General features: G+C 38.0%; 25 protein-coding genes and 5 tRNA genes. 4 read left to right on the top strand and 26 right to left on the bottom strand.

All coding sequences use genetic code 11. The features are described 5' to 3' along the window. Positions 1–115: 115 nt before the first annotated feature. From rplL to R2Q80_RS01925, 17 genes are all read right to left on the bottom strand, one after another. Positions 116–493 carry a 50S ribosomal protein L7/L12 gene (gene rplL, locus R2Q80_RS02005; protein ID WP_010601097.1) on the bottom strand — a complete coding sequence of 126 codons (378 nt, stop codon included), beginning with the start codon at positions 491–493 and terminating at the stop codon, positions 116–118. 65 nt (positions 494–558) lie between these two features. Beyond that, on the bottom strand, positions 559–1080 hold the full coding sequence (gene rplJ, locus R2Q80_RS02000) for a 50S ribosomal protein L10 (RefSeq protein WP_316797972.1): 522 nt from the start codon (positions 1078–1080) through the stop codon (positions 559–561). A gap of 2 nt (positions 1081–1082) precedes the next feature. Further along, positions 1083–1781, bottom strand: coding sequence for a 50S ribosomal protein L1 (rplA, locus tag R2Q80_RS01995; protein WP_025143259.1), 699 nt, complete (start codon positions 1779–1781; stop codon positions 1083–1085). A gap of 20 nt (positions 1782–1801) precedes the next feature. Continuing rightward, on the bottom strand, positions 1802–2245 hold the full coding sequence (gene rplK / locus R2Q80_RS01990) for a 50S ribosomal protein L11 (RefSeq protein WP_010601094.1): 444 nt from the start codon (positions 2243–2245) through the stop codon (positions 1802–1804). A gap of 143 nt (positions 2246–2388) precedes the next feature. Next, a complete protein-coding gene (gene nusG / locus R2Q80_RS01985; protein WP_010601093.1) occupies positions 2389–2928 on the bottom strand; it encodes a transcription termination/antitermination protein NusG in 540 nt (179 codons plus the stop codon). Positions 2929–2937: 9 nt separating this feature from the next. Then, a complete protein-coding gene (secE, locus tag R2Q80_RS01980; RefSeq protein ID WP_029279332.1) occupies positions 2938–3135 on the bottom strand; it encodes a preprotein translocase subunit SecE in 198 nt (65 codons plus the stop codon). A gap of 108 nt (positions 3136–3243) precedes the next feature. Continuing rightward, positions 3244–3314, bottom strand: a tRNA-Trp gene (locus R2Q80_RS01975). A gap of 56 nt (positions 3315–3370) precedes the next feature. Further along, the gene (gene tuf / locus R2Q80_RS01970) at positions 3371–4558 is read right to left on the bottom strand and encodes an elongation factor Tu (protein WP_010601091.1); all 1188 of its coding nucleotides are present in this window, start codon (positions 4556–4558) and stop codon (positions 3371–3373) included. Between the two features lie 118 nt (positions 4559–4676). Continuing rightward, positions 4677–4748 (bottom strand) — tRNA-Thr (locus R2Q80_RS01965). Positions 4749–4830: 82 nt separating this feature from the next. Beyond that, positions 4831–4903, bottom strand: a tRNA-Gly gene (locus R2Q80_RS01960). A gap of 84 nt (positions 4904–4987) precedes the next feature. Further along, positions 4988–5070 (bottom strand) — tRNA-Tyr (locus tag R2Q80_RS01955). 38 nt (positions 5071–5108) lie between these two features. Further along, a tRNA-Thr gene (locus tag R2Q80_RS01950) sits at positions 5109–5181 on the bottom strand. A gap of 231 nt (positions 5182–5412) precedes the next feature. Continuing rightward, positions 5413–5760, bottom strand: coding sequence for a ribosome hibernation-promoting factor, HPF/YfiA family (gene hpf / locus R2Q80_RS01945; protein ID WP_047798117.1), 348 nt, complete (start codon positions 5758–5760; stop codon positions 5413–5415). 14 nt (positions 5761–5774) lie between these two features. Beyond that, on the bottom strand, positions 5775–6659 hold the full coding sequence (locus tag R2Q80_RS01940; RefSeq protein WP_316797971.1) for a tyrosine-type recombinase/integrase: 885 nt from the start codon (positions 6657–6659) through the stop codon (positions 5775–5777). 153 nt (positions 6660–6812) lie between these two features. Next, the gene (rpsU, locus tag R2Q80_RS01935) at positions 6813–7007 is read right to left on the bottom strand and encodes a 30S ribosomal protein S21 (RefSeq protein WP_039481995.1); all 195 of its coding nucleotides are present in this window, start codon (positions 7005–7007) and stop codon (positions 6813–6815) included. Positions 7008–7208: 201 nt separating this feature from the next. Further along, positions 7209–8360 (bottom strand): acyl-CoA dehydrogenase family protein, encoded by a 1152-nt coding sequence (locus tag R2Q80_RS01930; protein WP_316797970.1) that lies wholly within the window; start codon positions 8358–8360, stop codon positions 7209–7211. A gap of 361 nt (positions 8361–8721) precedes the next feature. Beyond that, a complete protein-coding gene (locus tag R2Q80_RS01925; protein ID WP_316797969.1) occupies positions 8722–9618 on the bottom strand; it encodes a ComEA family DNA-binding protein in 897 nt (298 codons plus the stop codon). A gap of 93 nt (positions 9619–9711) precedes the next feature. Here R2Q80_RS01925 and R2Q80_RS01920 point away from each other — a divergent pair, with 93 nt between their 5' ends. The 3 genes from R2Q80_RS01920 (at position 9712) to R2Q80_RS01910 (ending at position 13520) form a co-directional block, all read left to right on the top strand. Continuing rightward, positions 9712–11463 carry a lysophospholipid acyltransferase family protein gene (locus R2Q80_RS01920; protein ID WP_316797968.1) on the top strand — a complete coding sequence of 584 codons (1752 nt, stop codon included), beginning with the start codon at positions 9712–9714 and terminating at the stop codon, positions 11461–11463. A 531-nt stretch (positions 11464–11994) separates the two neighbouring features. Continuing rightward, positions 11995–13140: a hypothetical protein gene (locus R2Q80_RS01915; protein ID WP_316797967.1), complete on the top strand. Its 1146-nt coding sequence runs from the start codon at positions 11995–11997 to the stop codon at positions 13138–13140. Positions 13141–13244: 104 nt separating this feature from the next. Continuing rightward, positions 13245–13520 (top strand): hypothetical protein, encoded by a 276-nt coding sequence (locus tag R2Q80_RS01910; RefSeq protein WP_316797966.1) that lies wholly within the window; start codon positions 13245–13247, stop codon positions 13518–13520. Here the strand turns inward: R2Q80_RS01910 and R2Q80_RS01905 are convergent. Further along, positions 13517–13669, bottom strand: coding sequence for a hypothetical protein (locus R2Q80_RS01905; protein WP_316797965.1), 153 nt, complete (start codon positions 13667–13669; stop codon positions 13517–13519). The genes R2Q80_RS01910 and R2Q80_RS01905 overlap by 4 nt on opposite strands. A 143-nt stretch (positions 13670–13812) precedes the next feature. Between R2Q80_RS01905 and R2Q80_RS01900 the strand changes: the two genes are divergently transcribed. Beyond that, a complete protein-coding gene (locus tag R2Q80_RS01900; protein WP_316797964.1) occupies positions 13813–14127 on the top strand; it encodes a hypothetical protein in 315 nt (104 codons plus the stop codon). 67 nt (positions 14128–14194) lie between these two features. Here R2Q80_RS01900 and R2Q80_RS01895 read toward each other — a convergent pair whose 3' ends face one another. The 8 genes from R2Q80_RS01895 to R2Q80_RS01860 all read right to left on the bottom strand — a co-directional run bounded on the left by R2Q80_RS01895 (position 14195) and on the right by R2Q80_RS01860 (position 24530). Beyond that, complete coding sequence (locus R2Q80_RS01895; protein ID WP_316797963.1) at positions 14195–15646, bottom strand: hypothetical protein; 1452 nt, start codon at positions 15644–15646, stop codon at positions 14195–14197. Between the two features lie 79 nt (positions 15647–15725). Further along, the gene (locus R2Q80_RS01890; protein ID WP_316797962.1) at positions 15726–18521 is read right to left on the bottom strand and encodes a TonB-dependent receptor; all 2796 of its coding nucleotides are present in this window, start codon (positions 18519–18521) and stop codon (positions 15726–15728) included. 111 nt (positions 18522–18632) lie between these two features. Beyond that, positions 18633–19148 (bottom strand): DUF962 domain-containing protein, encoded by a 516-nt coding sequence (locus R2Q80_RS01885; RefSeq protein ID WP_316797961.1) that lies wholly within the window; start codon positions 19146–19148, stop codon positions 18633–18635. Positions 19149–19260: 112 nt separating this feature from the next. Further along, positions 19261–20832 (bottom strand): ribonuclease Y, encoded by a 1572-nt coding sequence (gene rny / locus R2Q80_RS01880; RefSeq protein ID WP_316797960.1) that lies wholly within the window; start codon positions 20830–20832, stop codon positions 19261–19263. 266 nt (positions 20833–21098) lie between these two features. Continuing rightward, entirely contained in the window at positions 21099–21389 is a 291-nt protein-coding gene (locus tag R2Q80_RS01875) for a cell division protein ZapA (RefSeq protein ID WP_231425028.1), read from the bottom strand. Between the two features lie 34 nt (positions 21390–21423). Further along, positions 21424–21714 carry a hypothetical protein gene (locus R2Q80_RS01870; RefSeq protein ID WP_316797959.1) on the bottom strand — a complete coding sequence of 97 codons (291 nt, stop codon included), beginning with the start codon at positions 21712–21714 and terminating at the stop codon, positions 21424–21426. 32 nt (positions 21715–21746) lie between these two features. Further along, positions 21747–24146, bottom strand: a complete 2400-nt coding sequence (pheT, locus tag R2Q80_RS01865; RefSeq protein WP_316797958.1) for a phenylalanine--tRNA ligase subunit beta — start codon at positions 24144–24146, stop codon at positions 21747–21749. Between the two features lie 195 nt (positions 24147–24341). Beyond that, positions 24342–24530: a hypothetical protein gene (locus R2Q80_RS01860; protein ID WP_316797957.1), complete on the bottom strand. Its 189-nt coding sequence runs from the start codon at positions 24528–24530 to the stop codon at positions 24342–24344. Between the last annotated feature and the right edge of the window lies 1 nt (position 24531).

Genomic DNA, 24531 nt, shown 5'->3' with positions numbered 1-24531 from the left:
TTCGGGTTTTAAACAGTCTCATTAACCAAACAAAATGAGGTGTTTATAAACAGGTAAAGACACCGACATTTTCAGTCGGTGTCTAATACATTTTTAGCTTAGCTAAATTAAGTGATTACTTAATTTCAACTACTGCTCCAGCTTCTTCTAATTGTTTTTTAAGAGCTTCTGCTTCGTCTTTAGCAACACCAGCTTTTAATTCTTTTGGTGCACCGTCAACTAAGTCTTTAGCTTCTTTCAAACCTAAACCAGTTAAGTCTTTTACCAGTTTTACAACTGCTAATTTCTGACCACCAGCTTCTTTTAAGATTACATCAAATGATGTTTTTTCTGCAGCAGCAGCAGGTGCATCACCACCAGCAGCAGGACCAGCAACTACAGCAGCAGCTGCAGGCTCAATACCATACTCGTCTTTTAAGATTTGAGCTAATTCATTAACTTCTTTAACTGTTAAGTTTACTAATTGCTCAGCAAACGCTTTTAAATCTGCCATTTTATTAAGATTTTAAAAATTTACGTAAAAATAATTTTGTTTAATTTGCGAACTTAAGGTGTTCGTTAACCTTCTCTTTCTTGTAGAGTTTTAACAATTCCTGCAATTTTGTTACCGCCTGACTGAAGTGCAGATAGAACATTTTTAGCTGGTGACTGTAACAATCCAATGATATCTCCGATAAGCTCTTCTCTTGATTTCAAGCTTACCAGGTTATTTAACTGGTCGTCGCCAACATAAACTGATGAATCTATAAATGCTGCCTTAAGCACAGGTTTATCAGATGTTTTTCTCAAAGCTTTAATCAACTTTGCCGGAGCATTAGCTGTTTTCGAGAATAATAATGATGATGAACCTTTTAATGCGTCATATATCTCTGAAGCGTCGCCATCTAAACCTTCAATCGCTTTGCGGATTAAAGAGTTTTTAGCCACTTTCATGATAATATCGCCTTCAAAACATTTGCGACGGATGTTATTAATCTGCTCAACAGAAAGGCTAGATGTATCAGCAATATAAAAATTGCCATACTCTTGCATTTGTCCTTGTAGTTCTAAAACTACTTCGTTTTTTTCTTCTCTGTTCATGATTAGATCCCCGCTACTGATTTGGTTTCAATTGCAATCCCAGGACTCATTGTAGAAGACACGTGAATGCTTTTAAAATAAGTTCCTTTTGCAGCAGATGGTTTCAATTTAGAAATTACCTGAATGATTTCAAGTGCGTTTTCATAAATTTTGTCTGCTGGGAATGATACTTTTCCTATCGAGGCGTGTATGATACCCGTTTTGTCTACTTTAAAATCAATCTTACCTGCTTTAACCTCTGTTACAGCTTTACCAACTTCGTTGGTTACTGTTCCAGATTTTGGGTTAGGCATTAAGTTTCTTGGACCTAAAACACGGCCCAATTTACCTACCTTAGCCATACAAGCTGGTGTAGTGATAATAATGTCTACATCGGTCCAACCACCTTCAATTTTAGCAACATACTCGTCTAAACCAACGAAGTCTGCGCCAGCTGCTTTTGCTTCTTCTTCCTTATCAGGAGTTACTAAAGCTAAAACACGTACAGTTTTACCTGTTCCGTGTGGTAAAGTAGCAATACCACGTACCATTTGATTGGCTTTACGTGGATCTACGCCTAAAGATACATCAATATCAACTGAAGCATCGAATTTAGTAGTAGTGATTTCTTTTACCAAAGCAGCAGCATCCTTCAAAGTATAAGCTTTACCAGCTTCTATTTTAGCATGTGCCTTTTTTTGATTTTTAGTTAATTTCGCCACTGTTGTAAACTGTTTTTTAATTAATTGTTCCAGGGTGCGTCACCAGAAACGGTGATTCCCATACTGCGTGCTGTTCCAGCAACCATACTCATTGCAGATTCGATTGTAAATGCATTTAAATCAGGCATTTTATCTTCAGCAATAACTTTAATCTGGTCCCAGGTCACCGACCCAACTTTCTTACGGTTAGGCTCAGCAGAACCACTCTGTAATTTAGTAGCATCTTTTAACTGGATAGCTACCGGAGGGGTTTTGATGATGAAATCGAATGACTTATCAGCATAAACAGTAATTACAACTGGCAATACTTTACCTGCTTTATCTTGGGTACGAGCGTTGTACTGTTTGCAAAACTCCATAATGTTCACCCCTTTAGCACCTAATGCAGGTCCTACTGGTGGCGATGGATTTGCCGCTCCGCCTTTGATCTGTAATTTGATCATTGCACTGACTTCTTTTGCCATTTTGTGTTTTTTGTTTATTTAAAACTCAATGTTAAATATTGGAAGCATGTAACATTTAATTCCTTTATGTTCCTATAAAACTAAAAGGACTGCAAAGATATGGATAATCTTGCAGTCCTACAATATATTTTAAAAATAAATTCTTACTCTTTTTCTACCTGCATGTAGTTAAGCTCAAGCGGTGTTTTACGACCAAAGATTTTAACCATTACTTTCAGTTTCTTTTTCTCTTCGTTAACTTCTTCGATAATACCAGAGAATCCGTTGAAAGGACCGTCCATTACTTTAATGTTTTCACCTACGTAGTAAGGAACATTCATAGTTTCGCCTTGTTCACTCATTTCGTCGACCACGCCTAGGATGCGGTTTACTTCAGCCTGACGCATAGGGATCGGGTTACCGGCTTTATCACCTAAGAAACCAATAACACTATTGATGCCTTTGATAATATGCTCCAACTCCCCATCTAAGGTAGCTTCAATTAAAACATATCCAGGATAAAAGTTACGTTCTTTGGCGATTTTCTTACCATCTTTCATCTGGTAATATTTTTCCATAGGTATTAAAACCTGAGGAACCAGGTGAGAGAAACCTAAACGGCTGATTTCAGCATCAATGTACTGTTTTACTTTCTTTTCTTTACCGCTAACAGCTCTTACAACATACCACTTTAGATCGCTCATTAGTATATATTAATTAGAAAGTGATTTATAAAAAGTATCTAATACAAATGTAGAACCTTTGTCCATTGCAAAAATAACCAATGCAATAATCAAAGAAGCTACCAACACAAGAATTGCTGAACTTTGTAGTTCGCCCCAGGTTGGCCATGTAACCTTCTGGGTCATTTCATCGTACGATTCTTTTATAAACTCAACTACTTTAGCCATATCAAATTATTGAATGTGTGAATGAGTAAATGAGTGAATGATATTACTTGAAAGCGAGGTTTCAAATTCAATCATTCACTCATTCTGGAACTCAATCATTATGTTAAGCACGGGAACAAGGATTCGAACCCTGATCAAAGGTTTTGGAGACCTCTATTCTACCGTTGAACTATTCCCGTGTGTATAAAAAAGAGCTAGCCTAAACTAGCTCTTTTTATGTTATTGTTAGCTTAAATTAAGCTAAGATTTCAGTTACCTGACCAGCACCTACTGTTCTACCACCTTCACGGATAGCGAAACGTAGACCTTTTTCCATTGCAATCGCGTTAATTAATTTAACTGTGATTGTAACGTTATCACCTGGCATTACCATTTCAGTTCCTTCAGCTAGTGAGATCTCACCAGTTACGTCTGTGGTACGGAAATAGAATTGAGGACGATATTTGTTGAAGAATGGAGTGTGACGACCACCTTCAGCTTTTGATAATACATAGATCTCAGCTTTGAAATCAGTGTGAGGAGTTACTGAACCTGGTTTACAGATTACCATACCACGACGGATATCAGTTTTCTCAATACCACGTAATAATAAACCTACGTTATCACCAGCTTCACCGTAATCTAGAATTTTACGGAACATCTCAACACCAGTTACTGTAGATTTTAAGTTCTCAGCACCCATACCTAAGATCTCAACCGGATCTCCAGAGTTGATTACACCACGCTCGATACGGCCAGTTGCTACTGTACCACGACCAGTGATTGAGAATACGTCCTCAACTGGCATCAAGAATGGAAGATCAGTTAAACGTGGAGGAATTGGAATGTAGCTATCAACAGCATCCATTAATTCCATGATTTTACCAACCCATTTAGCATCACCATTTAATCCACCTAAAGCAGAACCCTGGATTACTGGAATATCATCACCTGGGAATTCGTAGAAAGATAATAATTCACGAACTTCCATTTCTACTAGTTCTAATAATTCTGGATCATCAACCATATCCACTTTGTTCATGAATACAACCAATGAAGGCACACCAACCTGACGAGCCAATAAGATGTGCTCACGTGTTTGTGGCATTGGACCATCAGTAGCAGCAACAACGATAATTGCACCGTCCATTTGAGCAGCACCAGTAACCATGTTTTTCACGTAATCCGCGTGACCTGGACAGTCAACGTGTGCATAGTGACGGTTAGCTGTTGAATACTCAACGTGAGCTGTATTGATAGTAATACCTCTTTCTTTTTCCTCTGGAGCAGAGTCAATTGAATCGAATGAACGTGCCTCAGTTAAACCAGCATCAGCTAAAACTTTTGTAATAGCCGCTGTTAAAGTTGTTTTACCGTGATCCACGTGACCAATTGTACCGATGTTTAAGTGCGGTTTACTGCGGTCAAATTTTTCTTTTGCCATTTTATTTATAACTAATTAGTAGGTTAACTTTTTATTATTTTATTTTTTGTTATTTCAACACAAAAAACTTTGTTTCTTCTGTATATCTAACAGATTTAACAAAGCTTTATTATACCTGAGCCAAAGATGGGACTTGAACCCACGACCTCTTCCTTACCAAGGAAGTGCTCTACCGCTGAGCTACTTCGGCTTTTGTTAAAGCTCATTAGTTCAGTTGTAATGAGTTCATCAGCTAAAAACCAATGAACAAATTCACTAATGAACCCACAATGAGCGGAAGACGAGGTTCGAACTCGCGACCTATAGCTTGGAAGGCTATCGCTCTACCAACTGAGCTACTTCCGCTTTTACCGAATGAAGAAGATTGATTATTGAATGAAGAATGCTAACACTCACTCATTTTCCTGCTCACTCATTCATTAGATTTAGTGGGGAGAGAAGGATTCGAACCTTCGAAATCTTGCGATAACAGAGTTACAGTCTGTCCCATTTGGCCGCTCTGGAATCTCCCCAACTTTATCTTAAAATGTTAACACTTTAACATAAAAAGAGCCTCCTATCGGAATCGAACCAATGACCTACTGATTACAAGTCAGTTGCTCTACCAGCTGAGCTAAGGAGGCTTTTAATTTCCTGCAATGATACGAAAAATCTTCATTTTTCATACAATTAACGTGTTTTTTTTAAAAGTTTATCTTTTTAAAGAACTACCCTTTTTCTTCGTGGCTTAACGCCCTTTCCGAAAGGGAATGCAAATATACACACTTATATTTCACTTCAAAATTATTTTGAAAAAAAATAGCGAACTTTTTTAGTTCGCTATCTCTGTTTTTAACGATTATCTGAATACTCACTTAATAATCAGACGCTTCGCTTTCGCTTAAAATTGCTTTATGTTCACTTAATTTTGCGCGTGTTTTATCTTTATGTTTAGTAATCTGCTTTCTTAACGACTCGATTGCAAGATCGGTAGCCTCTTCGAATGACTTACATTGTTCTTTAGCAAACAGTGTTCCACCCGGCACAATGAGTTTGATCTCACTAATTTTATTGGCCTCATCTTCTACGTTCTCTAATTTTAAATACACTTCACCGCTAATGATCTGGTCGAAAAACTGATCAAGCTTGTTGGCTTTCTTCTGAATAAAGTCTAACAACTTACTGTCTGCACTGAAGTGGATTGATTGAACTCCGATTTTCATTTTTCCTCCTTTTTTTACGCCTTTGGATGGGCTTGTTTATAAATTGTTTTTAATCTTTCAATCGAGTTATGCGTGTATATCTGAGTAGCAGCCAGGCTTGCATGCCCCAAAAGTTCTTTTATTGCATTTAAATCTGCTCCTGCATTCAATAAGCTGGTAGCATAACTATGCCTTAATACATGAGGGCTTTTCTTGTCATGGGTAGATATATGGTTTAGGTATGAGGTAACGATGCGGTATATTAATTTCGGGTATGCCGCTGCACCTGTATTGCTAACGATTAAGTTAAGCAAATTGTTATTAAAATTCTGCAACTTTTTTAAATCGATATAGTTATTAAGCTGATTTATAAGCTGTTTATTTACCGGAATAATTCTTTCCTTATTTCTTTTACCCAGTACTTTAATTGTTGCTGAATAACTATCGATATCCTGATCTTTCAACTGGATCAGTTCTGACAACCGCATTCCGGTTCCGAAAAGCAGCTCTAATACCAGGTGATCCCGTTTGGATTCAAAACTATCATTGAAAAAAACTTCAGAATCCAGGAGGATATCCATCTTTTGTGCCTCCAGAAAAACGGGCAAACGTTTAGGTATTTTAGGGGCTTTGATTAATGCGGCAGGATTCTGCTCAAGCTTCCCTTCCCTTAATAAAAATTTATAAAAGCTTCGAAGGGCAGAAATTTTTCTGTTGATGGTGCTTTCGGAAGAATCTTTTTCCATCAAATGCACCATATAGCTTCGCAAGTGAGTGTATTTGACTGCGAGAAACTCTAATTCAAATTCTGACTGAATATATTCACCAAACTGACTCAAATCCGTTTGATAAGAGGCAACGGTATGGGCGGAGTATCGCTTTTCGTGAATTAAATAGGTAAAAAAGCTTTTTAATAACATTCAGTATCTCCTGCTAGGTGTAATATGAAGTTACAAATAGTTTTGACATAAAGAAATCATTAGTTTATTGTTTACTGCATTTTAAAAAACAGCATAAAACAAAAAAGTCCTTCCGGTTACCAGAAGGACTTTAATGTATATATCTTGAACAAACTATGAAGTTGTATCTTGATTCATGTTCTGAATGTAAACAGCATGTTTAATTTCAGTACGACGAGTAACGGATTTCTTCTCGTATGCCTGACGGCTACGTAGTTCTCTCAATACACCTGTTTTTTCAAATTTCTTTTTGAAACGTTTTAGGGCTTTATCTAATGATTCGCCGTCTTTAATGTTGATAATGATCATAACGCTGAAATACCTCCTCTCGTGTTTTTTAAATTTCTACCGTGTTAACGGGCTGCAAATGTAAGCAAATAATTGAAAATGAGAAACATTTTTAAAAGAAAAAATCCGGAGGTAGTTAAACCATCCGGATTACTCATAATATATTTGGTTTGTTGTTTCCTGTATATCATACTGACTGGCTTAGAAGCCCCAGGGCAGATATTAACCTAGTATTTCCCGGGCAATTACAATCTTCTGAATTTCAGATGTACCTTCCCCTATTGTACAAAGTTTACTGTCGCGGTAAAATTTCTCTACCGGAAAGTCTTTGGTATAGCCATAACCGCCAAATATCTGAACGGCCTCAGTTGCTACCTTAACCGATACCTCCGAGGCAAAATATTTCGCCATCGCCGATTCTTTAGTCATGGGCAGGTGTCTGTTTTTCAAATCTGCGGCCTGACGGATGAGGAGTTCAGCGGCTTCAATTTCTGTAGCCATATCCGCAAGTTTGAAGCTGATGGCCTGAAAACCTGATATTGGTTTTCCAAACTGGTGCCGTGTTTTCGAATAATCTACAGCGGCATCAAAAGCTCCTTTGGCAATGCCAAGTGCCAGGGCGGCTATCGAAATTCTCCCACCATCCAAAACTTTCATTGCCTGTTTAAAACCTTCACCCAAGTTGCCCAGGAGATTTGTTTTAGGAACCCGGCAATTATCGAAAATCATTTCGGTAGTTTCAGATGCCCGCATCCCGAGTTTGTTTTCCTTTTTACCTGCCGAAAAACCCGGAGTACCCCGCTCTACTACAATGGCTGAAATTCCTTTAGCACTTCCCTGCTCTCCCGTCCTCACCATTACTACCGCGATATCGCCACTTTTGCCATGGGTGATCCAGTTTTTAGCGCCGTTGATAATATACTCATCACCATCCTCTACTGCGGTGGTCATCATCCTTAAAGCATCGGAACCTGTATTTGCTTCGGTTAAGCCCCATGCGCCAATCCATTCTGCTGAGGCCAATTTTGGCAGCCATCGCTGTTTCTGCTCTTCGTTTGCAAAAGCCAGGATGTGGCCGGTGCAAAGTGAATTATGGGCAGCAAGCGATAAGCCGATTGACCCACAAACCCGGGCCACTTCCACGATTACATCAACGTATTCCTGATAGCCCAAACCAGAGCCACCATATTCTTCAGGCACCAAAACGCCCATTAAACCCAATTCTCCCAATTGCTTAAACAACTCTATGGGAAAATGCTGTGCTTCATCCCATTCCATTATATTTGGACGGATATTTTTCGCAGCAAAATCGCGGACCATAGCCCTTACATTTTGCTGAGTTTCTGTTACAGAAAAATTAAAGCTAAGGCTCATCAGATTTATATTTATAAGTTAGTGGCAGCAATTATAAACATTTATTTCATAGTTAATTACCATAAAATATTTGTGTATTCGCAGAATGAAATGGTATTTGGTTCAATAAAACAGAACCATCAACCTCCAGCGCATAAGTGAATAAAAATTTCGAATGATTTTTTTTGAGGTAAAGTGAAGTTTAAGCTGTGAATCCATTGAGACAGATAATGAAATTTAGGGTCGATGATTACCGGGGGTGTTGTATGCACTCACGGGCTATGTATACTGTGGTACACAGGCATAGGTGGAGAAAAGGTGGCAATAATGCGGGTAAAAGGCGGGTTGGACCCGGGATATCAGGTAATTTTAGAGAGGTTGTTCAGAACGAAAGGTAAGGCGATATCCGATCAATCAATTCCTGATTCAAAATTACAATTTTTTTCAAATCTGCTGCTGTAACGTAATTTCCGTGTTGCTTACGATACTGTATGATGGCATTCATTTGTTTAAGGGTAAGATACGGGATACGCTTCATATCTTCAAACTGTGCTGTATTCAGGTTAACCGTTTTATAAACTGCTGGTCCCAGTTTAACCTGGTCTTTGATTTCATTATAACGGTTAGAATCAAGTCCGTATACGTCCAGAAGCTGTTCTTTTCTATAAAAGCCGCCAAGGCGATCCCTGTATCTTGATATGCGGCGTGCTAGAGCAGGCCCTATTCCTTTTATCTCCTCCAATTCAGCTGAATCTGCGTGATTGACATCAATTATTACTGCCGGCTTTTTAGCAACTTCCTTTTTTACGTAAGTAAAGTCATTCCGTGGATTACTGCTATACCGTGGGTCTATCACAACAAAGGGTAACAATTTCTGGTACAGATCTGGCGATATGGTGTACATTTTCCGTAAATCTTCTGCCTTACGGAATTTACCACCCTTAGATACGTAATTGATAACGGCTTGTGCCTGCTTTGGGGATAAACCCAGCATTTGCCATCGATCAGCATTCAATTGGTTTGGATCAAACTTAAAAAGTTTACTTTTCTTATTAAAGGTAGGCGCAAATCGTTTTGCTTTATGCACACGGAGTTCATTGTCTGTGATTTCAATTTTGGCTAATTGAGATAATAATGCTTCACTATCATTTTCTTCAACTTTAATAAAGCCGTAAAAAAAAGGCACAGCTTTTAATGCGGCGATGATTAAAACCAGCAGCAATAAGCCATTAAATTCACTCTTACTAAATCCAAAATATTTGTTGAGCCAAACCCTCATATTCGATATGACATGTTTATTATAAATTTAAATCTTATTTTTGGGATTGCAAAACTCATTCGGTTCTGCAATATCAACTACTAAGAATTTTATATGAAGATCATCACGACGTCTGAGTTTGCCAAGGCAACTAAGATCGATAAGCTAGGGGTACCGGGTTTAGCAGGCTTATTAATGGAGATTATGAAGCTTAACGACATCAATGATGTTTTCGCTCAGAATCAACACTTTAAAGGATTGGAATTTGTAGATAAGATTCTAGAAACCATCGGGGTTTCTATAGAGTTTGATGAGGACGATCTGAATAGTATTCCTAAAACCGGCCCTTTTATCGCCATTGCCAATCACCCTTACGGAGGGGTTGAAGGCCTGGCTTTGGTGAAGCTCTTATGTACAGTGAGGCCCGACGCAAAAGTGATGGTTAACTTCATTTTGAAAAAAATCCCGAATCTTGATGAGTTTTTTGTTGCCGTTAACCCTTTTGAAAACGTTCAGCATTCGTCGAGCATCAGCGGACTAAAAACAACATTCGATTTACTCAGAAACGGTACACCTATTGGAATTTTTCCCGCGGGTGAAGTTTCTACTTTTAAGCTCGATGCCCAGCAGGTTACTGACAGGATGTGGCATCCTGTTGTAGGGAAACTGATTGCTAAGGCAAAGGTTCCTGTTGTACCTATATATTTCCACGGAAATAACGGCGTACTGTTTAATATATTAAGTTTTATTCACCCTACTTTACGCACAGCAAAACTTCCTTCAGAATTTTTGAATAAACAGGGTCTCGCTATTAAAGTGAGGGTTGGAAAACCGATTGCCCCTGCAGAGGTATCGCACATGAATAGCAGCAACAAGTTAATGGATTTTCTCCGTGCGCGAACTTATGCTTTAGGGGTAGGCCTGGATCAGGAAAAGAAATTATTCAATCCGCTAAAGCTTTTCAAAATCAAGAAAAAACCAGTTGAAGTAATTGAGGAAACTTCGAGGATTTTAATTAAAGACGAGGTAAGCACACTCGAAGATTTCAGGGTATGGTCTGAAAAAAACTATGAGGTTTACATTGTCCCTACCCTAAAAATACCCAATATTTTAAGGGAAATTGGTCGCTTGCGTGAAATTACTTTCCGTGAAGTTGGAGAAGGGACAAATAAAAAAATCGACCTTGATAACTACGACATTTATTATAATCATTTATTTATCTGGGATAAGGACCTGGAGAATATTGTAGGTGCTTATCGCATTGGTAAAGGCGACGAGATTTTGGAAAGCATGGGTCGCCGTGGTTTTTATCTTTCCGAGCTGTTTAAAATGAAGGATCAGTTTTATCCGATGCTCAGACAGGGAATTGAATTGGGCAGATCTTGGATCAGAAAAGAATATCAGGGAAAACCACTACCGCTTTTTTTGTTGTGGAAAGGGATTTTAAAATACCTGATCGATAATCCACAATACCGCTTCATGTTTGGCCCGGTGAGCATTAGCAATAATTTTTCAAAATTCAGCAAAGCACTTATTGTAGATTACATTACCAAAAACCACTTCGATTACGAAATGGCAAAATATGTGAAGCCCAGAAATAAATTCAAAGCAGACCTTCTACCAATCTCTACAGATACATTGGTAGATAGTAGTGAATCGTTTAAGGATCTGGATAGCATTATTGGAGATATCGAAAATTCTCATATTAAAATTCCTGTATTGCTCAGACAATACATGAACCTGAATGCCAAAATCATTTCGTTCAACATCGACCCGAAATTTTCTGATTGTCTGGATGGATTTCTCGTGGTTGACACACACAATATTCCACCTGAGATGCTGGAAAAACTTGGAAAGAACTTATAGGCCTAAAATAAAAATACCCGGACATCCATCCGGGTATTTTTGTTATCAACTAACCTAAACTTTATAAATACTAACCAAATATTTATGGCACAAATATGAAAGTATTGTATTAAGAACAGGTTAAGCCAGGATTATAAATACTATCTTTTTTGGATGTTGCTGAGCAATTGATTTTGCGCAAGTGACAAAATAAAAAAAGGTTACAACAATCGCTGTTGTAACCTTTATCTAAATTAACGCTCTCAATCTTTATGATTGTGATGCAAGGCTCTCACCCCTTGCAGTTACAAAATTAGCACTTTCTTTTTAAGAAACAACAATTAAATATTTAAATTTTCTCTTTTTATTAAAATACTGAACTTCTTATTAATTCAAGGTAAAGTATCTGGCTGGTTGTTAACATAAAAAAATTGTTGCTTTTACGTTAAGTATATGTAAATTTAATATAACCAAATATTAAAGACATTGAAAATTGGATTAAACATATTTTTTGTCAAACGGAGTTTATTCATCTGCTTAGTAACGATGTGTATGAACGTCTCCGCACAGAAATATTCGTTTGATTTCTATGGCGGGACTTTCAATTTTGATGTACCTGAGGGAGTGAGTATCGCTATAAGTAGCGATGCATCAGAAAGCGGGGTGTTAAACTTTTACCAGAAAATATCAGCCGGCGATTATCTACAGGTGATCAATCAACTCAAAGGCTATCAAAAAGAGCACAAACTAAACGACTGGATTTATTATCAGCTCATCAGAAAAACTGCAGAGCAGATTAGTCCGAAGGCAGAGAATTATTTTCGATACACGTTATATAAGTGGTTCCTGTTGAGCAAATGCGGTTACGATGCCAGGTTAGCCGTAGGAAATAATCAGGTGATTTTTTATGTCAGAAATAATGAGGATATACGTGATATACCCTATTTCATTATAGACGATCATAAATATACCTGCCTAAATTATCATGATTACGGCAAGTTATTTAAACAGGCTGATAGCTATAAACCTATTAATATCGCAATCCCTGAAGCAAAAGCAGCCTTTTCTTATAAGGTAACGCGCATGCCCGATTTTAAACCTGAAAGTTACGGAGAAAAAGATCTTGCGTTCAACTTTAAACATAATACCTACCATTTCAAACTGAAAGTAAGCGATGATGTGGAAACCATTTTCAAAAATTACCCTGGTGTAGATTTTGAAAGTTATTTCAATATCCCTTTAAGCAGAGAAACTTACAGTTCGCTTGTTCCAATCCTGAAAGAAAACATGAAGGGCATGGATCAAAAAAAGGGTGTAGATTATTTAATGCGATTTACCAGGTATGCCTTTTTATACGAAAATGATGATCAAAACTTTGGAAAAGAAAAACGTTTATCGCCAGAGCAAACTTTAGGAAATACTTACAGCGACTGCGATGATCGTGCTGCACTATTCTTTTTTCTGGTTAAAGAAATCTACAACCTGCCTATGGTTGCCCTGCTCTATCCAACACACCTTACAATGGCGGTACAGTTCGATAAGCCAATAGGTGATTTCATTGTATACAACGGAAAAAAGTATTCTTATTGCGAACCTACCCCTCAAAAACAGGATTTAAAGATCGGTCAGCTATCCTCAAAACTTAAAAACATCAAGTTTGAGGTGGTTTATGCCTATGAGCCCAAGGCCAAACCTTAATGTCGATAATGTTAAATAATCATTATCAATAGGTAACTATATCGTTAAGCAAAAAATCGCAGCCATTTTTATGGTACTTTAGATGGCAATTTAATGTCAATCCTATGTCGGCGATAATCTATTCTATATTAAAAGAGTTTTATGTTGAAATTCACGGCCATTCAGTTAAGGCCAGAATAATGTCTCCTATCAATCATCCGGATACATTTGTATTTCAAACCAGCTTATTCTATAAAAGTAATGCAGAAGCAGATGCGTATGAGCCCGCCTCAATGTTTAATTCTTATGCTAACGCTGAACGTCACCTCTTGCAATACCTCGAAACTTTCCAAAATGCATTGGATTTGGGAGGTGAAGTTTCAAGTGGAACTGCCTTCTAAAGGTTTTCCTTTTCATCGTTCGCTGTAGGCGTTTCAGATTCAAGCACCTCTTCTTCAAAATCCGTTTTATCCTTTTCGTTCCTTTTGATCAGATAAATGAGTAAGGCAGCTACCAGTATGAGCACGGCAATAATTACAGGATAGTTCATATTCCGGTATTTTAGTTAAAGCATGAGTAAGTAATTTACGATAAATATCTTAGATGTTAACACCGCTTCAGGCAGTTAACATAATCATAATATTAATTTAATCTTGCGATCATTTACCTTTGCGTAAATCCTAAAAAAGTTAAATGAAAAAGCACAAAACTAAGTCGAAGAATATTTCGGCGAATAAGAAAGCACGTAAAGAATTAGAATCAAAATTAGCAGTAGCATTTAACGAAGTTCTTGCCCCGTTTGGTAAAGCAAAAAAAACAGATAAAGTGATTGAGAAATTTGCGAAACAACTTTCTAAGAAAATTTCGTTAAAGCCAATAGATGATTCGATTACTCCCTTTGTAAAAGAAGACACTGTGGAGGAAATTGCAGTAGTAGAAAGCCCGTTAGTAGTTGAAGCCCCTAAGGCTTCCGGAAAGAAAATCAAAACTGCCAAGACAGTTTCATAAATATTCTATATAACACAAAACGCCAGAATTGCTTCTGGCGTTTTGTGTTATAAAGGTTTTTATAGGATTATTTTACAACTCCTGCAGTAGTATATGCTAAAGTCTGAGCATCAACGTCAGCCCAACCAGCAGCCCAGTTATCAGTACCGAAAGCACCTCTGTAAGCTACTTGAGTGAAGAATGAGTTACCTGCCACTTTTGTATTAGTGAAAGCTGCACCTGTTGCTGCTGCCGAACCTGCTAACAATGTAAAGTCTGCTTTACCTGCTGCACCGCTGGCTGCAAAATCAGTACCATAGATATACGGATTTACAAATAATGAACTCGCATATTTACTTCCATCAAAAGTGCTGGTTAATTTCAAAAGGTCAGTTACTGCAGTAACAGCTGTTGCTGTACTTACACTGATATCTGTTTTGCTTCCGTAAACCAGGTTATTTGCAAATACAGCGCTACCTGAAGTAAAGTTGGTAGAAGTTGAACCTGCAGTTACAACTTTTGTATCATCAACATATACACCTATAGGGAAGCCAGAAATAACTGAGTTTAAGATGCTGATTGACGAATTACGACGGATTTGCGCACCATGATAATAGTTGGCATTGTATGCGCCTCCAGAAGCTTTGATTGGGCCCAGAACCGTCACATTTGAAAAAACAGCAGATGTTTTAGGCGTTTGATCAGTACCCGTTCCATTGTTATCTGATTCAAAACCATTTGACTGAGATTGATCAGCAACAGTAGCTACGCGTTGAGCTAAAGCAAACTGAACATTACCCGCATAACCGAAGTCAGTATCAAAATCATCATCCCATGTACCAATAGCCAATAGATGCTTTGCATTTACTGTACCACCAAACCATTCGAATGCATCATCACCAGAACGATATACCTGAATATAATCTAAAGTAGTGCCACTACCTACCCCACCCAGGGTTAAACCGTTGATTTCGTTATCAACAGAATAAGCAATACCTGCAAACTCGATACGAACATATTTCATTGTACCTGAATTATCAGCTGCAGTTGTTCCGCCATAGTAGATATAAGCTTTTTCATCTTTACCAGTTGGTTGAACTAAACCACCTTCGATTTTAACATCAGTACCCTGGTTAACCGGCGCTTTTCCTAACAGAATTACACCACCCCAGTCGCCCTGACTACGTGCACCAGCCGCCAAAGCAGAAGTGAACACAATTGGTTTATCTGCAGTACCAGTTGCATTAATTTGAGATCCGCGGGTAATAATCAAAGTAGCTTTTGTAGCCTTATCACCTTTGATAATTGTACCTGGCTCGATAGTGAGTGTTGCGCCGTTACTAACAAACACAAAACCTTTAAGTAAATAAATTTTACTTGCAGACCATGTAGTATTTGTAGTAATCTCGCCCGTTACTTCTACAACGTTAGTATTACTAGTGGGAGTTTCTGTAGAGGTCCCTTCAACAATAACGTTTTTCTTACATGCAGTTGAAAATAGAACTACCGACAAAGCGAATAGTAAAAATCTGTTTTTCATTTTTTTAGTTTTATTTTTTTACAAAGAGATACTTTTAATTTTTATTCAGGATTAACTACCTGTTAACATATTGTAAAGTCTAGAAAGAGTAGCTGAATGATAACGAAATATTTCTTCCTGTTTTGTAAGATGTAAATGTTTCATCACCTCCGTTACCTATGCTTCCATTATATTTTTTATCACCGTTATAATCGAAATAGATAATATTTCTCTGATTCAGGATATCGCCAACATTTAACTTCACTTCACCTTTAGATTTGATTACCTTATAGCTGGCCTGAAAATCAATTACATCTCTTGGATTTTCCCAGGTACTAGGGAAACGAATACCGCCCGCCTGAACAATTCTTCTTCCGATTTTATTGTAAAGGAGGTTGAAGTTTAATTTATTATCTAGGGCACTATGTTGCAAACCAGCGTTGATCAGGTATGGTGATTGGCCAACCATTGGGCGGGTTTTATCAATGTAATCCTGATCTGTTGGATTGGTCACCTTAGATTTGATCAACGATAAATTGATGTAAGCAGTAGTATTTTTAAAGAATCCCTCGTCATTAATGAAGTTTAAATTTTTTCTACCTTCAAACTCAAGGCCATAAACATAGGCTTTTGGTGTATTAAAGAAGGCAACATCAACAGTTGATAAAACATCGTAGCGATAGGTTTCTATAGCATTGGTAAAGTGTTTATAGAATGCTGAGACTGAGAAAAGCTGTCCTGCTTCCGGGTAAATTTCATAACGTAAGTCGAAGTTATCAATGATTGAGCGTTTTAAAGCTGGATTACCGATAATGTTACTCAGCTGCTCATAATCATAATATGAATTTAATGACAGCTCTCTAAACTCTGGTCTGGCAAGTGTACGATAGTACGAGGCACGCAGATTCGCTTTTTTTGTCAGGCTATAGGTTAAGTTAACTGACGGAAGTACATCAAGTTGCGTATCGTCAACATAGGTACTTAATGTGTTCATTAACTTTACGTTATAATTTTCTATTCTGGTACCATATACTGCCCTGAAATTTTCACCAAACTTCTGATCAAGCATCAAATAGCCGTAATTTGTAAATGAACTCGCATTGTAGTCATCCAACGGGCCTCCAACCTCTGCAAGTTTATATACACCGGATTCAATCAGCGACTGAGAATATATTTCAGTAATAGGTAATGACCTTATTTTTGTTTGCAAGTCAATATCGTTGGTTTCCAACTGTGCGCCAATAAATCGTGCGTTGAAAGTTCTTTCCCTATACTGTGAACCTAAACCAACTTTCATCGTCGTAGATGCATCAAACAATTTAAACGGTGTACTGTAGTTAACCTCACCAGAATATAAATTCTCATTTAAATCAGAAAACAATCTGGTGTTTTCTTTACCTAATGATGTAATATTTGCCTGATATGGTACCGAAGGATTATTTTGTGCTGATAGGGCTTTCTGATAATTAATCTTTAGCTGGTTAGGCTGGTTGTTCGTGATGTTGCTATAGGATGCAGTCCACTTTAGTTTGTTGTTACCTTCTCCAATCTGATGATCACCTTCTAATGTTGCTTTGTATAGTGACTTCTGCATAATATCATATGCATAAAACTGATTTAGGGTGTTACCGTCCCTTATACCTGTACGAACAGTATAATTATCATCGTAATTTTTATTATAAATATTTTTAAAACTTATTTTATTCTTGCCAAAGCTGTAAGCAAAATTTGCCAGAGCACCTAAGTTGGTAGAGAATTTATATTGATTATCGTTATAATTATAGATATAGAAATTACGCTCTATATTTTCATTAATAGTTTGTGAGTTTCTATATGTAGCAGAAATCATTGCTCCAAACTTATTCCCGTTTTCATAGTTCTTAACCCTGCCCAGGTTGAATTGATAGTTTTGAGTAGGCAAAGCACTTGTACTCTTAATAGAGTTATCTACTGGAAAGGATTTTAAAGCGGCGATATTTTTAGCACTTGATAATGTTCCGGCGGCAACTGCCTCGCGGGTTGGAAAGTTTTCAGCAAGTTGCTTACCTCCATCTTCATAACCTAAGTAAGCCAAGGCATTTTTCTTTGTTCCCAAGAAATCCTGAAAAGTTGACTGGCTATTGTATCCATAACCAACACCCAACGAAAGAAAGTTTTGTTCAGGTATATCCTTGGTTACAATCTGTACCGCACCACCAGCAAAATCTGCAGGTAAATCTGGCGTTGCAGTTTTACTGATGGTAATTTTATCTACCAAATTTGAAGGAACGATATCAAATGAGAATGCTTTTCTGTTCGCCTCTGTGCTTGGCAACGTTGAGTTATCAAGTGTAGCGGTATTGTATCGGTCACTTAAACCACGAACAATCACAAATTTATTATCTTGAATAGTCGCACCGCTTACACGTTTTAAAACATCAGATGTATTTCTATCAGGGGACTTTTTGATTTGTTCACTTGAAATACCGTCAGAAATTAATGCGCTGTTTTTCTGTTGAGCATATAAAGTGTTAATTGACTCCTGTTTGAAACTCGCTTTAACTACAACCTCTTGCAGATTTTGACCACCTGCTTCAGCAAGAGTAACACTTAAATTGGTAACTGCGGGAGCCTTTACTTCCACATCTGAAACCTCTTTGGTTTGATAACCTACATAAGAAAATTCTAGAGTATGCTTACCTGTAGCCATTGCCTGAAGCGTGTAATGGCCATCAACATCTGTAGAAACACCTTTTGTTGTTCCTTTGATTTTAACGGTAACACCAATCAGGGTTTCGCCTGTTTTTTTATCTGATACTGTACCAGAGATTTTTCCGGTTTGAGCGTAAGCAGTGATGCTTAGAAATAAAACCAGCATTGTAAATGCCGATTTTTTTAAAATTGTGATTAAGTCCAATTTGCCTGTGTTTTATTTTAGGCAAAGCTATTACCACAATGTTAGCTGTATGTTAGATGTTAATTAAGCTTTGTTTAGCTAAATGTTAATTTAATGTTAGCTGCTGCCGGTTTAGTATTTAATACCAGTCTTTTTGCAAATGAAGTGCAAAAGCCATATCGGACCAATTAACAGGAATTTAACATCATCCAGAAACGAGGGTTTCTTCCCTTCAATTTTATGACCTATGAACTGACCAGCCCATGCAGCAACGAAAATGACAGCATAAATAGCATAGGCAGTGCCACTTCCTAAACCTACAGCCTGTTCTATTTTTACAATGATGTAGCTCATCAATCCTACGACCCAGATCATGAAGAAAAACAAGACCGGCGAAAGGGTATAGTAGTAATAGAGACTAAATGCCAAAAGAAACGAGGCCCAGTTAAAATAGCCGTTGTAGCTTCCCAGAAATCCCAAATGCGGGAATGGAATTTGCCAAACCAGACCAAGTAAACTGAAAACAATAAGCGGAACGCAAATCCAGTGAACCAATTTGTTTGTGGGATTCTGGTGGCTTTCGGCATACTTATCAAAAAGTACATCTACCGGACGCTTTGGTTCAATCTGTATGGTCGATTTGCTCATAAGGCAAAATTATGAAAAAGCAAGCGAATCTGAGGCAAAAACAGCCCGAATCTTATTCCATAAAAAAGGCGTTGAGCAATGCTCAACGCCTGATACCATTTTTACTAAAATCTTATTTCGCAAAAGCTACTGAACGGGTTTCCCTGATTACAGTCACTTTAATCTGACCTGGATAAGTCATTTCCGTTTGAATACGGGTTGAAATATCTGCAGCAAGTAATTCAGCCTGTGCATCTGTAATTCTTTCACTCTCTACAATCACACGTAGTTCTCTACCTGCCTGTATCGCAAATGTTTTTTCAACACCAGGGTAAGAAAGTGCCAGTTCTTCCAGATCTTTCAAACGCTTGATATAACTTTCCACTACCTCTCTACGTGCACCAGGACGGGCACCAGAGATGGCATCACAAGCTTGTACAATCGGAGAAATCATTGAAGTCATTTCGATTTCATCATGGTGAGCTCCAATAGCGTTGCAAATTTCAGGATGCTCTTTATATTTCTCTGCCAACTGCATTCCTAAGATTGCGTGAGGCAGTTCCGGGTTGTCATCAGGCACTTTACCTATATCGTGTAGTAAACCGGCACGTTTAGCCATTTTAGCATTTAAGCCTAATTCTGCTGCCATTGTAGCACAGAAGTTGGCCACCTCGCGGGAGTGATGTAAAAGGTTTTGTCCGTAAGATGAACGGTAACGCATCCGTCCTACCATACGGATAAGCTCAGGGTGCAAACCGTGGATACCTAAATCAATTACAGTACGCTCACCAATTTCCACAATCTCGTCTTCAATCTGCTTTTTGGTTTTCGCAACAATCTCCTCAATACGAGCCGGGTGGATACGGCCATCTGTTACCAAACGGTGTAAGGCCAAACGGGCAATTTCCCTTCTTACCGGATCAAAGCCCGATAAAATGATCGCTTCAGGTGTATCATCAACAATGATTTCAATTCCGGTAGCAGCTTCAAGTGCACGAATATTTCTACCCTCTCTACCAATTACACGTCCTTTAATCTCGTCGCTCTCAATGTGGAATATAGAAACTGAGTTTTCAATTGCAGCCTCAGTTGCTGTACGTTGAATAGTCTGGATAACCACTTTCTTAGCCTCTTTACTTGCTGTTAGTTTAGCCTCATCAACAATGTCCTTCACCTGCATCATGGCCTGCGTACGGGCTTCTTGTTTCAGGTTTTCTACCAGTTGATCTTTCGCCTCTTCAGCCGAGAGTCCGGCAATGGTTTCCAGCTGTTTTAAGTGCTGGTTTTTGAGTACTTCAACTTCTTCCTGTTTTTTCACAGCCAGTTCAGTCTGCTTTTCCAGGTTTCCTTTTTGCTTATCCAGCTCCTGCTCTTTTCTATTGAAGTTTTCCATGCGCTGATTTACCGACTGCTCTTTCTGCTTAATGGTATTTTCACGCTGATTAATGGTATTGTTTTTCGTATTTACTTCCTGCTCATGCTCAGCTTTCAATTGTAGAAACTTTTCTTTTGCTTCCAAAAGTTTGTTCTTTTTTAAGATTTCTGCATTGTTTTCTGCATCTTTTAAAATCTTCTTCACTTTGTTTTGAGCTGCAACTTCCTGCTGTTTAAGCAAGTTGCGCAATAAGTATCTACCTATTGCTATACCGATACCTAAGCCTGCTATAAGGGCAAATATGTATCCCAGAATTTCCGTTATCTCCATTTTGTTTTTTAAGTAAAAAAAAACCGCACCTAATTTTTTAAGTCCCAATAATTTTAAACCTCAACTAAGCATAATTGGGATTTAAGCCATTTTCAGGTGCCTAAGCAGATGAAATACGCCCTCTTAACCCCATAGATATTGAAGTGTTAAGTTTTATAAATTTTGAAACTCAAAAACTAGCTGCGGCTATATTTTTGTGCTAATATATATTAAAGAAGTCGCTGTGGCTAAGGCCCGAAAACGATTACTTTAAAAGAACGAACCTTTTATTTTGTAAAGAAACCATTGAGTAAAACATCCAATTCTTCGACTTTATCGGCAACAGCAGTATCCTGGCTTTGTACTTTGTTTTCAGTTCTTAATACCGCAGTGGCGTAATGCAACACTGCCATAGAAAGAAGATCCTGCTTATCCCTAACCGCATAATTATCCTGATAATCTTTTATGCGCTCATTGATCATTTTGGCTGCCCGCCTCACAATTTCTTCCTCTTCAGTATTCACCTTTAAGGGATAAATACGGTCGGAAATGGTTATTTTAATCGAGATTTCTCCCATTTGTTAGCTTAGTTTCTGATTTCCACGCATCATTTTATTTCTTTAATAATGCGATACTTTTATCAATCTCCCGCACAAAATCGTTAATTTTTTGTTTAATGTCAAGCGATTTCTCACTTGTTCCTTCAATACTTTTGGCCAGTTTGGTAACCCTTAACTTTTCTTCAAGGTCTACATTTTTAACTCTGGCCGTATCGAGCGCAACTTTTAACGATTGATTTTCAAGCCTTAATAAATCACTTTCTTCCTGCAAAGCACCACATAACTCAATTAACTGAGCTGTTTTTTGTAATACTTTATCTAATTGATCTGCAACAGAAGCCATGGATTTATTTTCTAAAAATACGAATTTATATTTTATTTCCTAATTTCTGCACCAGCTTGCTGCGTTAAATTCGCAATTAGCTTCTGCATGGTATTGTCAATCTGCTTATCTGTAAGGGTTTGCTCTTCATCCTGCAAAATGAAGTTTAATGCATATGATTTTTTACCTTCAGGTAATTTATCGCCCACGTACACATCAAATACACCAACTTCTTTAATCAGTTTTTTATCCGTTTTGAAAGCTATGCCTTTCAGCGTATCAAAGGTTACCGCCTGATCAATCAGCAACGATAAATCCCTGCGTACCTGAGGGTACTTAGAAACCTCTTTATTCACGATTTTATTCTTCTTAACGATGTCAAGAATGGAAGCCCAATCAAAATCAGCATAAAAAACCTCTGCATTTACATCGGCAACTTTACGATCGGCTTTAGTAGCAGCGCCAAAATTAACGATCGATTTATCTCCGCGGAAATACCTGATCCCATAAGCGAAGTTCTCATCGTTTAAAGTGTCGGTTTGAAAACCTGAGATACCCAAACGTGATACAATGGCATCAACAGCCGATTTTAAATTATAAAAGGTAACAGATTTAGAATTCTGATTCCATTGTTCCCCTTGCTTAGCTCCTGAAATTAAAAGCATTAAACGCGGACGCTCCACATACTTTTCATTAATTAAATGATAGGTTTTGCCAAACTCATAAAACTTAACATCTGCATTTTTACGGTTCTGGTTGTAAGCTACACTCTCCAGCACAGGCATTAGCAGGTTTTGACGCATTACATTTAAATCACTGCTTAAGGGATTTAAGATGAAAACAGCCTCGTCAAGATTTTTCGAGTAAGCTGACCTGGTTAAGGAATTACACATAATTTCCGCGTAGCCATTAGCTGTCAGCATATCCGCAATTACATTGTGTGTATTTTCTTTCTCTGGCTTCACACTGTACGAGAGTGATGCATTTACCTTAGATGGAATCTCGATATTGTTGTAGCCGTAAATGCGTAAAACCTCTTCGGTGATATCACATTCACGTGTAACATCAACCTTAAAAGATGGAACCCTTAAGGCTAAAGTATCTTCAGAAGTACTGGTTGCAGTGATACCAAGTGCAGTAATTATATGTTTGATTTCCGTAGCAGGTATGTTTGCTCCGATTAACTTGTTGATATTGGTGTAGCTTACCTCGAACTCAAACGGACGAATATGATCTGGATAAATATCAGATATTGATGATGAAATTTCACCACCCGCAATTTCTTTAATTAAAAGTGCTGCATATTTAAGTGCCGTAACGGTAATTTCAGGATCTGTTCCACGCTCAAAACGGAAAGAAGCATCAGTCTTTAAACCATGTCTTTTTGCAGTTTTACGAACAGAAACCGAATTGAAGTAAGCGCTTTCCAGGAAAACATTTTTAGTACCTGTATCAACGCCCGAAGTTTTACCACCGAAAACACCTGCAATGCACATGGGTGCCTCGGCATTGCAAATCATTAAATCATCTGCACTTAGCTTGCGTTCCACATCATCCAAAGTAACGAAAGGCGTCCCTTCTGCTACTTTTTTAACCATAACCTTTCCACCAGCAATTTTATCTGCATCGAAGGCATGTAAGGGCTGACCTAAACCATGTAGTACATAGTTAGTAATGTCAACAACATTATTAATCGGACGAAGTCCAATGATTTTTAGTTTATCTTTTAACCACTCTGGCGATTCGCTTACGGTTACTCCCGAAATCGTTACACTACTGTAACGTGGGCAGGCCGCTGAATCTTCTACTTCCACAGGGATAACCAGATTCTCGTTATCTGTTTTGAAAGCCGAAAGATCCGGCATTTCATACTCACTTCTGAAATAAGCTGCCAAATCCCTTGCCACACCAAGATGTGAAGCCGCATCAGCACGGTTTGGAGTTAATCCAATCTCAAATACATAGTCATCCTCCATTTGAAAATGATCTTTTGCCCTGATGCCAACTTCGGTATCTTCTGCCAGAATCATAATGCCATCGTGAGATTTGCCTAAACCAATTTCATCTTCAGCACAAATCATTCCCTGAGACAATTCACCCCTGATTTTGGATTCTTTGATTTTAAAAGGCTCTCCCTCTAAAGGATAAACGGTTGTGCCCACTGTTGCTACCACAACTTTTTGTCCGGCTCCAACATTGGGTGCGCCGCAAACAATTTGAAGATTTTCTTTTCCGCCAACATTTACCGTAGTGATGCGCAAACGATCTGCGTTAGGGTGTTGTACGCAGGTTAAAACTTCGCCAATAACCAGGCCTTCCAAACCACCCACTACAGGCTGAACCTGATCTACACTTTCAACCTCTAAACCTACGTTGGTTAAAATTAACGAAAGTTCCTGTGGCGTTTTATCTATTTGAACGAATTGCTTTAACCAGTTGTATGATATTTTCATCTATTTAGATTTGAGATTCCGGATATTAGATTGGAGACTAAAAAGCGCCGCTAGTCTGTTTCCGGAATTATAAAACGCAAAGATATTATTTAAAGGTCAAAGCAGAAAGCCAAACCTCAAAAGTTGATACAATAAGGAGATCAAAATTTAATATATCAAAGCTGATTTTAGCTAAATGAGCCAGGCTACCGCTATTTAGCTATTAGCAAGCAGTACCGCGCAAGCCCCTCCACCAATCACCACCAGTATCACAGAGGCGATCAGCATCTGAACACCCGGTTTTGTAGGTCGGTTGTTCGAGGATTTCACAATAATGGTAATAATACCGCCAATAAATAAACCGATTATAGCCAGGCCATATAAGAATAACAGTATAATGAGCATA

Source organism: Pedobacter frigidisoli (assembly GCF_032678525.1).
Lineage (GTDB): Bacteria > Bacteroidota > Bacteroidia > Sphingobacteriales > Sphingobacteriaceae > Pedobacter > Pedobacter frigidisoli_A.
Note: the sequence above shows the minus strand (reverse complement) of the source record. Positions and strands in the feature narration are given on the sequence as shown.

Coding starts and splice junctions, on each gene's coding strand:
- rplL (WP_010601097.1), bottom strand. CDS start 493: ATGGCAGATTTAAAAGCGTTTGCTGAGCAATTAGTAAACTTAACAGTT.
- rplJ (WP_316797972.1), bottom strand. CDS start 1,080: ATGAACAGAGAAGAAAAAAACGAAGTAGTTTTAGAACTACAAGGACAA.
- rplK (WP_010601094.1), bottom strand. CDS start 2,245: ATGGCAAAAGAAGTCAGTGCAATGATCAAATTACAGATCAAAGGCGGA.
- nusG (WP_010601093.1), bottom strand. CDS start 2,928: ATGAGCGATCTAAAGTGGTATGTTGTAAGAGCTGTTAGCGGTAAAGAA.
- secE (WP_029279332.1), bottom strand. CDS start 3,135: ATGGCTAAAGTAGTTGAGTTTATAAAAGAATCGTACGATGAAATGACC.
- tuf (WP_010601091.1), bottom strand. CDS start 4,558: ATGGCAAAAGAAAAATTTGACCGCAGTAAACCGCACTTAAACATCGGT.
- hpf (WP_047798117.1), bottom strand. CDS start 5,760: ATGAAAATCGGAGTTCAATCAATCCACTTCAGTGCAGACAGTAAGTTG.
- R2Q80_RS01940 (WP_316797971.1), bottom strand. CDS start 6,659: ATGTTATTAAAAAGCTTTTTTACCTATTTAATTCACGAAAAGCGATAC.
- rpsU (WP_039481995.1), bottom strand. CDS start 7,007: ATGATCATTATCAACATTAAAGACGGCGAATCATTAGATAAAGCCCTA.
- R2Q80_RS01930 (WP_316797970.1), bottom strand. CDS start 8,360: ATGAGCCTTAGCTTTAATTTTTCTGTAACAGAAACTCAGCAAAATGTA.
- R2Q80_RS01925 (WP_316797969.1), bottom strand. CDS start 9,618: ATGAGGGTTTGGCTCAACAAATATTTTGGATTTAGTAAGAGTGAATTT.
- R2Q80_RS01920 (WP_316797968.1), top strand. CDS start 9,712: ATGAAGATCATCACGACGTCTGAGTTTGCCAAGGCAACTAAGATCGAT.
- R2Q80_RS01915 (WP_316797967.1), top strand. CDS start 11,995: ATGAACGTCTCCGCACAGAAATATTCGTTTGATTTCTATGGCGGGACT.
- R2Q80_RS01910 (WP_316797966.1), top strand. CDS start 13,245: ATGTCGGCGATAATCTATTCTATATTAAAAGAGTTTTATGTTGAAATT.
- R2Q80_RS01905 (WP_316797965.1), bottom strand. CDS start 13,669: ATGAACTATCCTGTAATTATTGCCGTGCTCATACTGGTAGCTGCCTTA.
- R2Q80_RS01900 (WP_316797964.1), top strand. CDS start 13,813: ATGAAAAAGCACAAAACTAAGTCGAAGAATATTTCGGCGAATAAGAAA.
- R2Q80_RS01895 (WP_316797963.1), bottom strand. CDS start 15,646: ATGAAAAACAGATTTTTACTATTCGCTTTGTCGGTAGTTCTATTTTCA.
- R2Q80_RS01885 (WP_316797961.1), bottom strand. CDS start 19,148: ATGAGCAAATCGACCATACAGATTGAACCAAAGCGTCCGGTAGATGTA.
- rny (WP_316797960.1), bottom strand. CDS start 20,832: ATGGAGATAACGGAAATTCTGGGATACATATTTGCCCTTATAGCAGGC.
- R2Q80_RS01875 (WP_231425028.1), bottom strand. CDS start 21,389: ATGGGAGAAATCTCGATTAAAATAACCATTTCCGACCGTATTTATCCC.
- R2Q80_RS01870 (WP_316797959.1), bottom strand. CDS start 21,714: ATGGCTTCTGTTGCAGATCAATTAGATAAAGTATTACAAAAAACAGCT.
- pheT (WP_316797958.1), bottom strand. CDS start 24,146: ATGAAAATATCATACAACTGGTTAAAGCAATTCGTTCAAATAGATAAA.
- R2Q80_RS01860 (WP_316797957.1), bottom strand. CDS start 24,530: ATGCTCATTATACTGTTATTCTTATATGGCCTGGCTATAATCGGTTTA.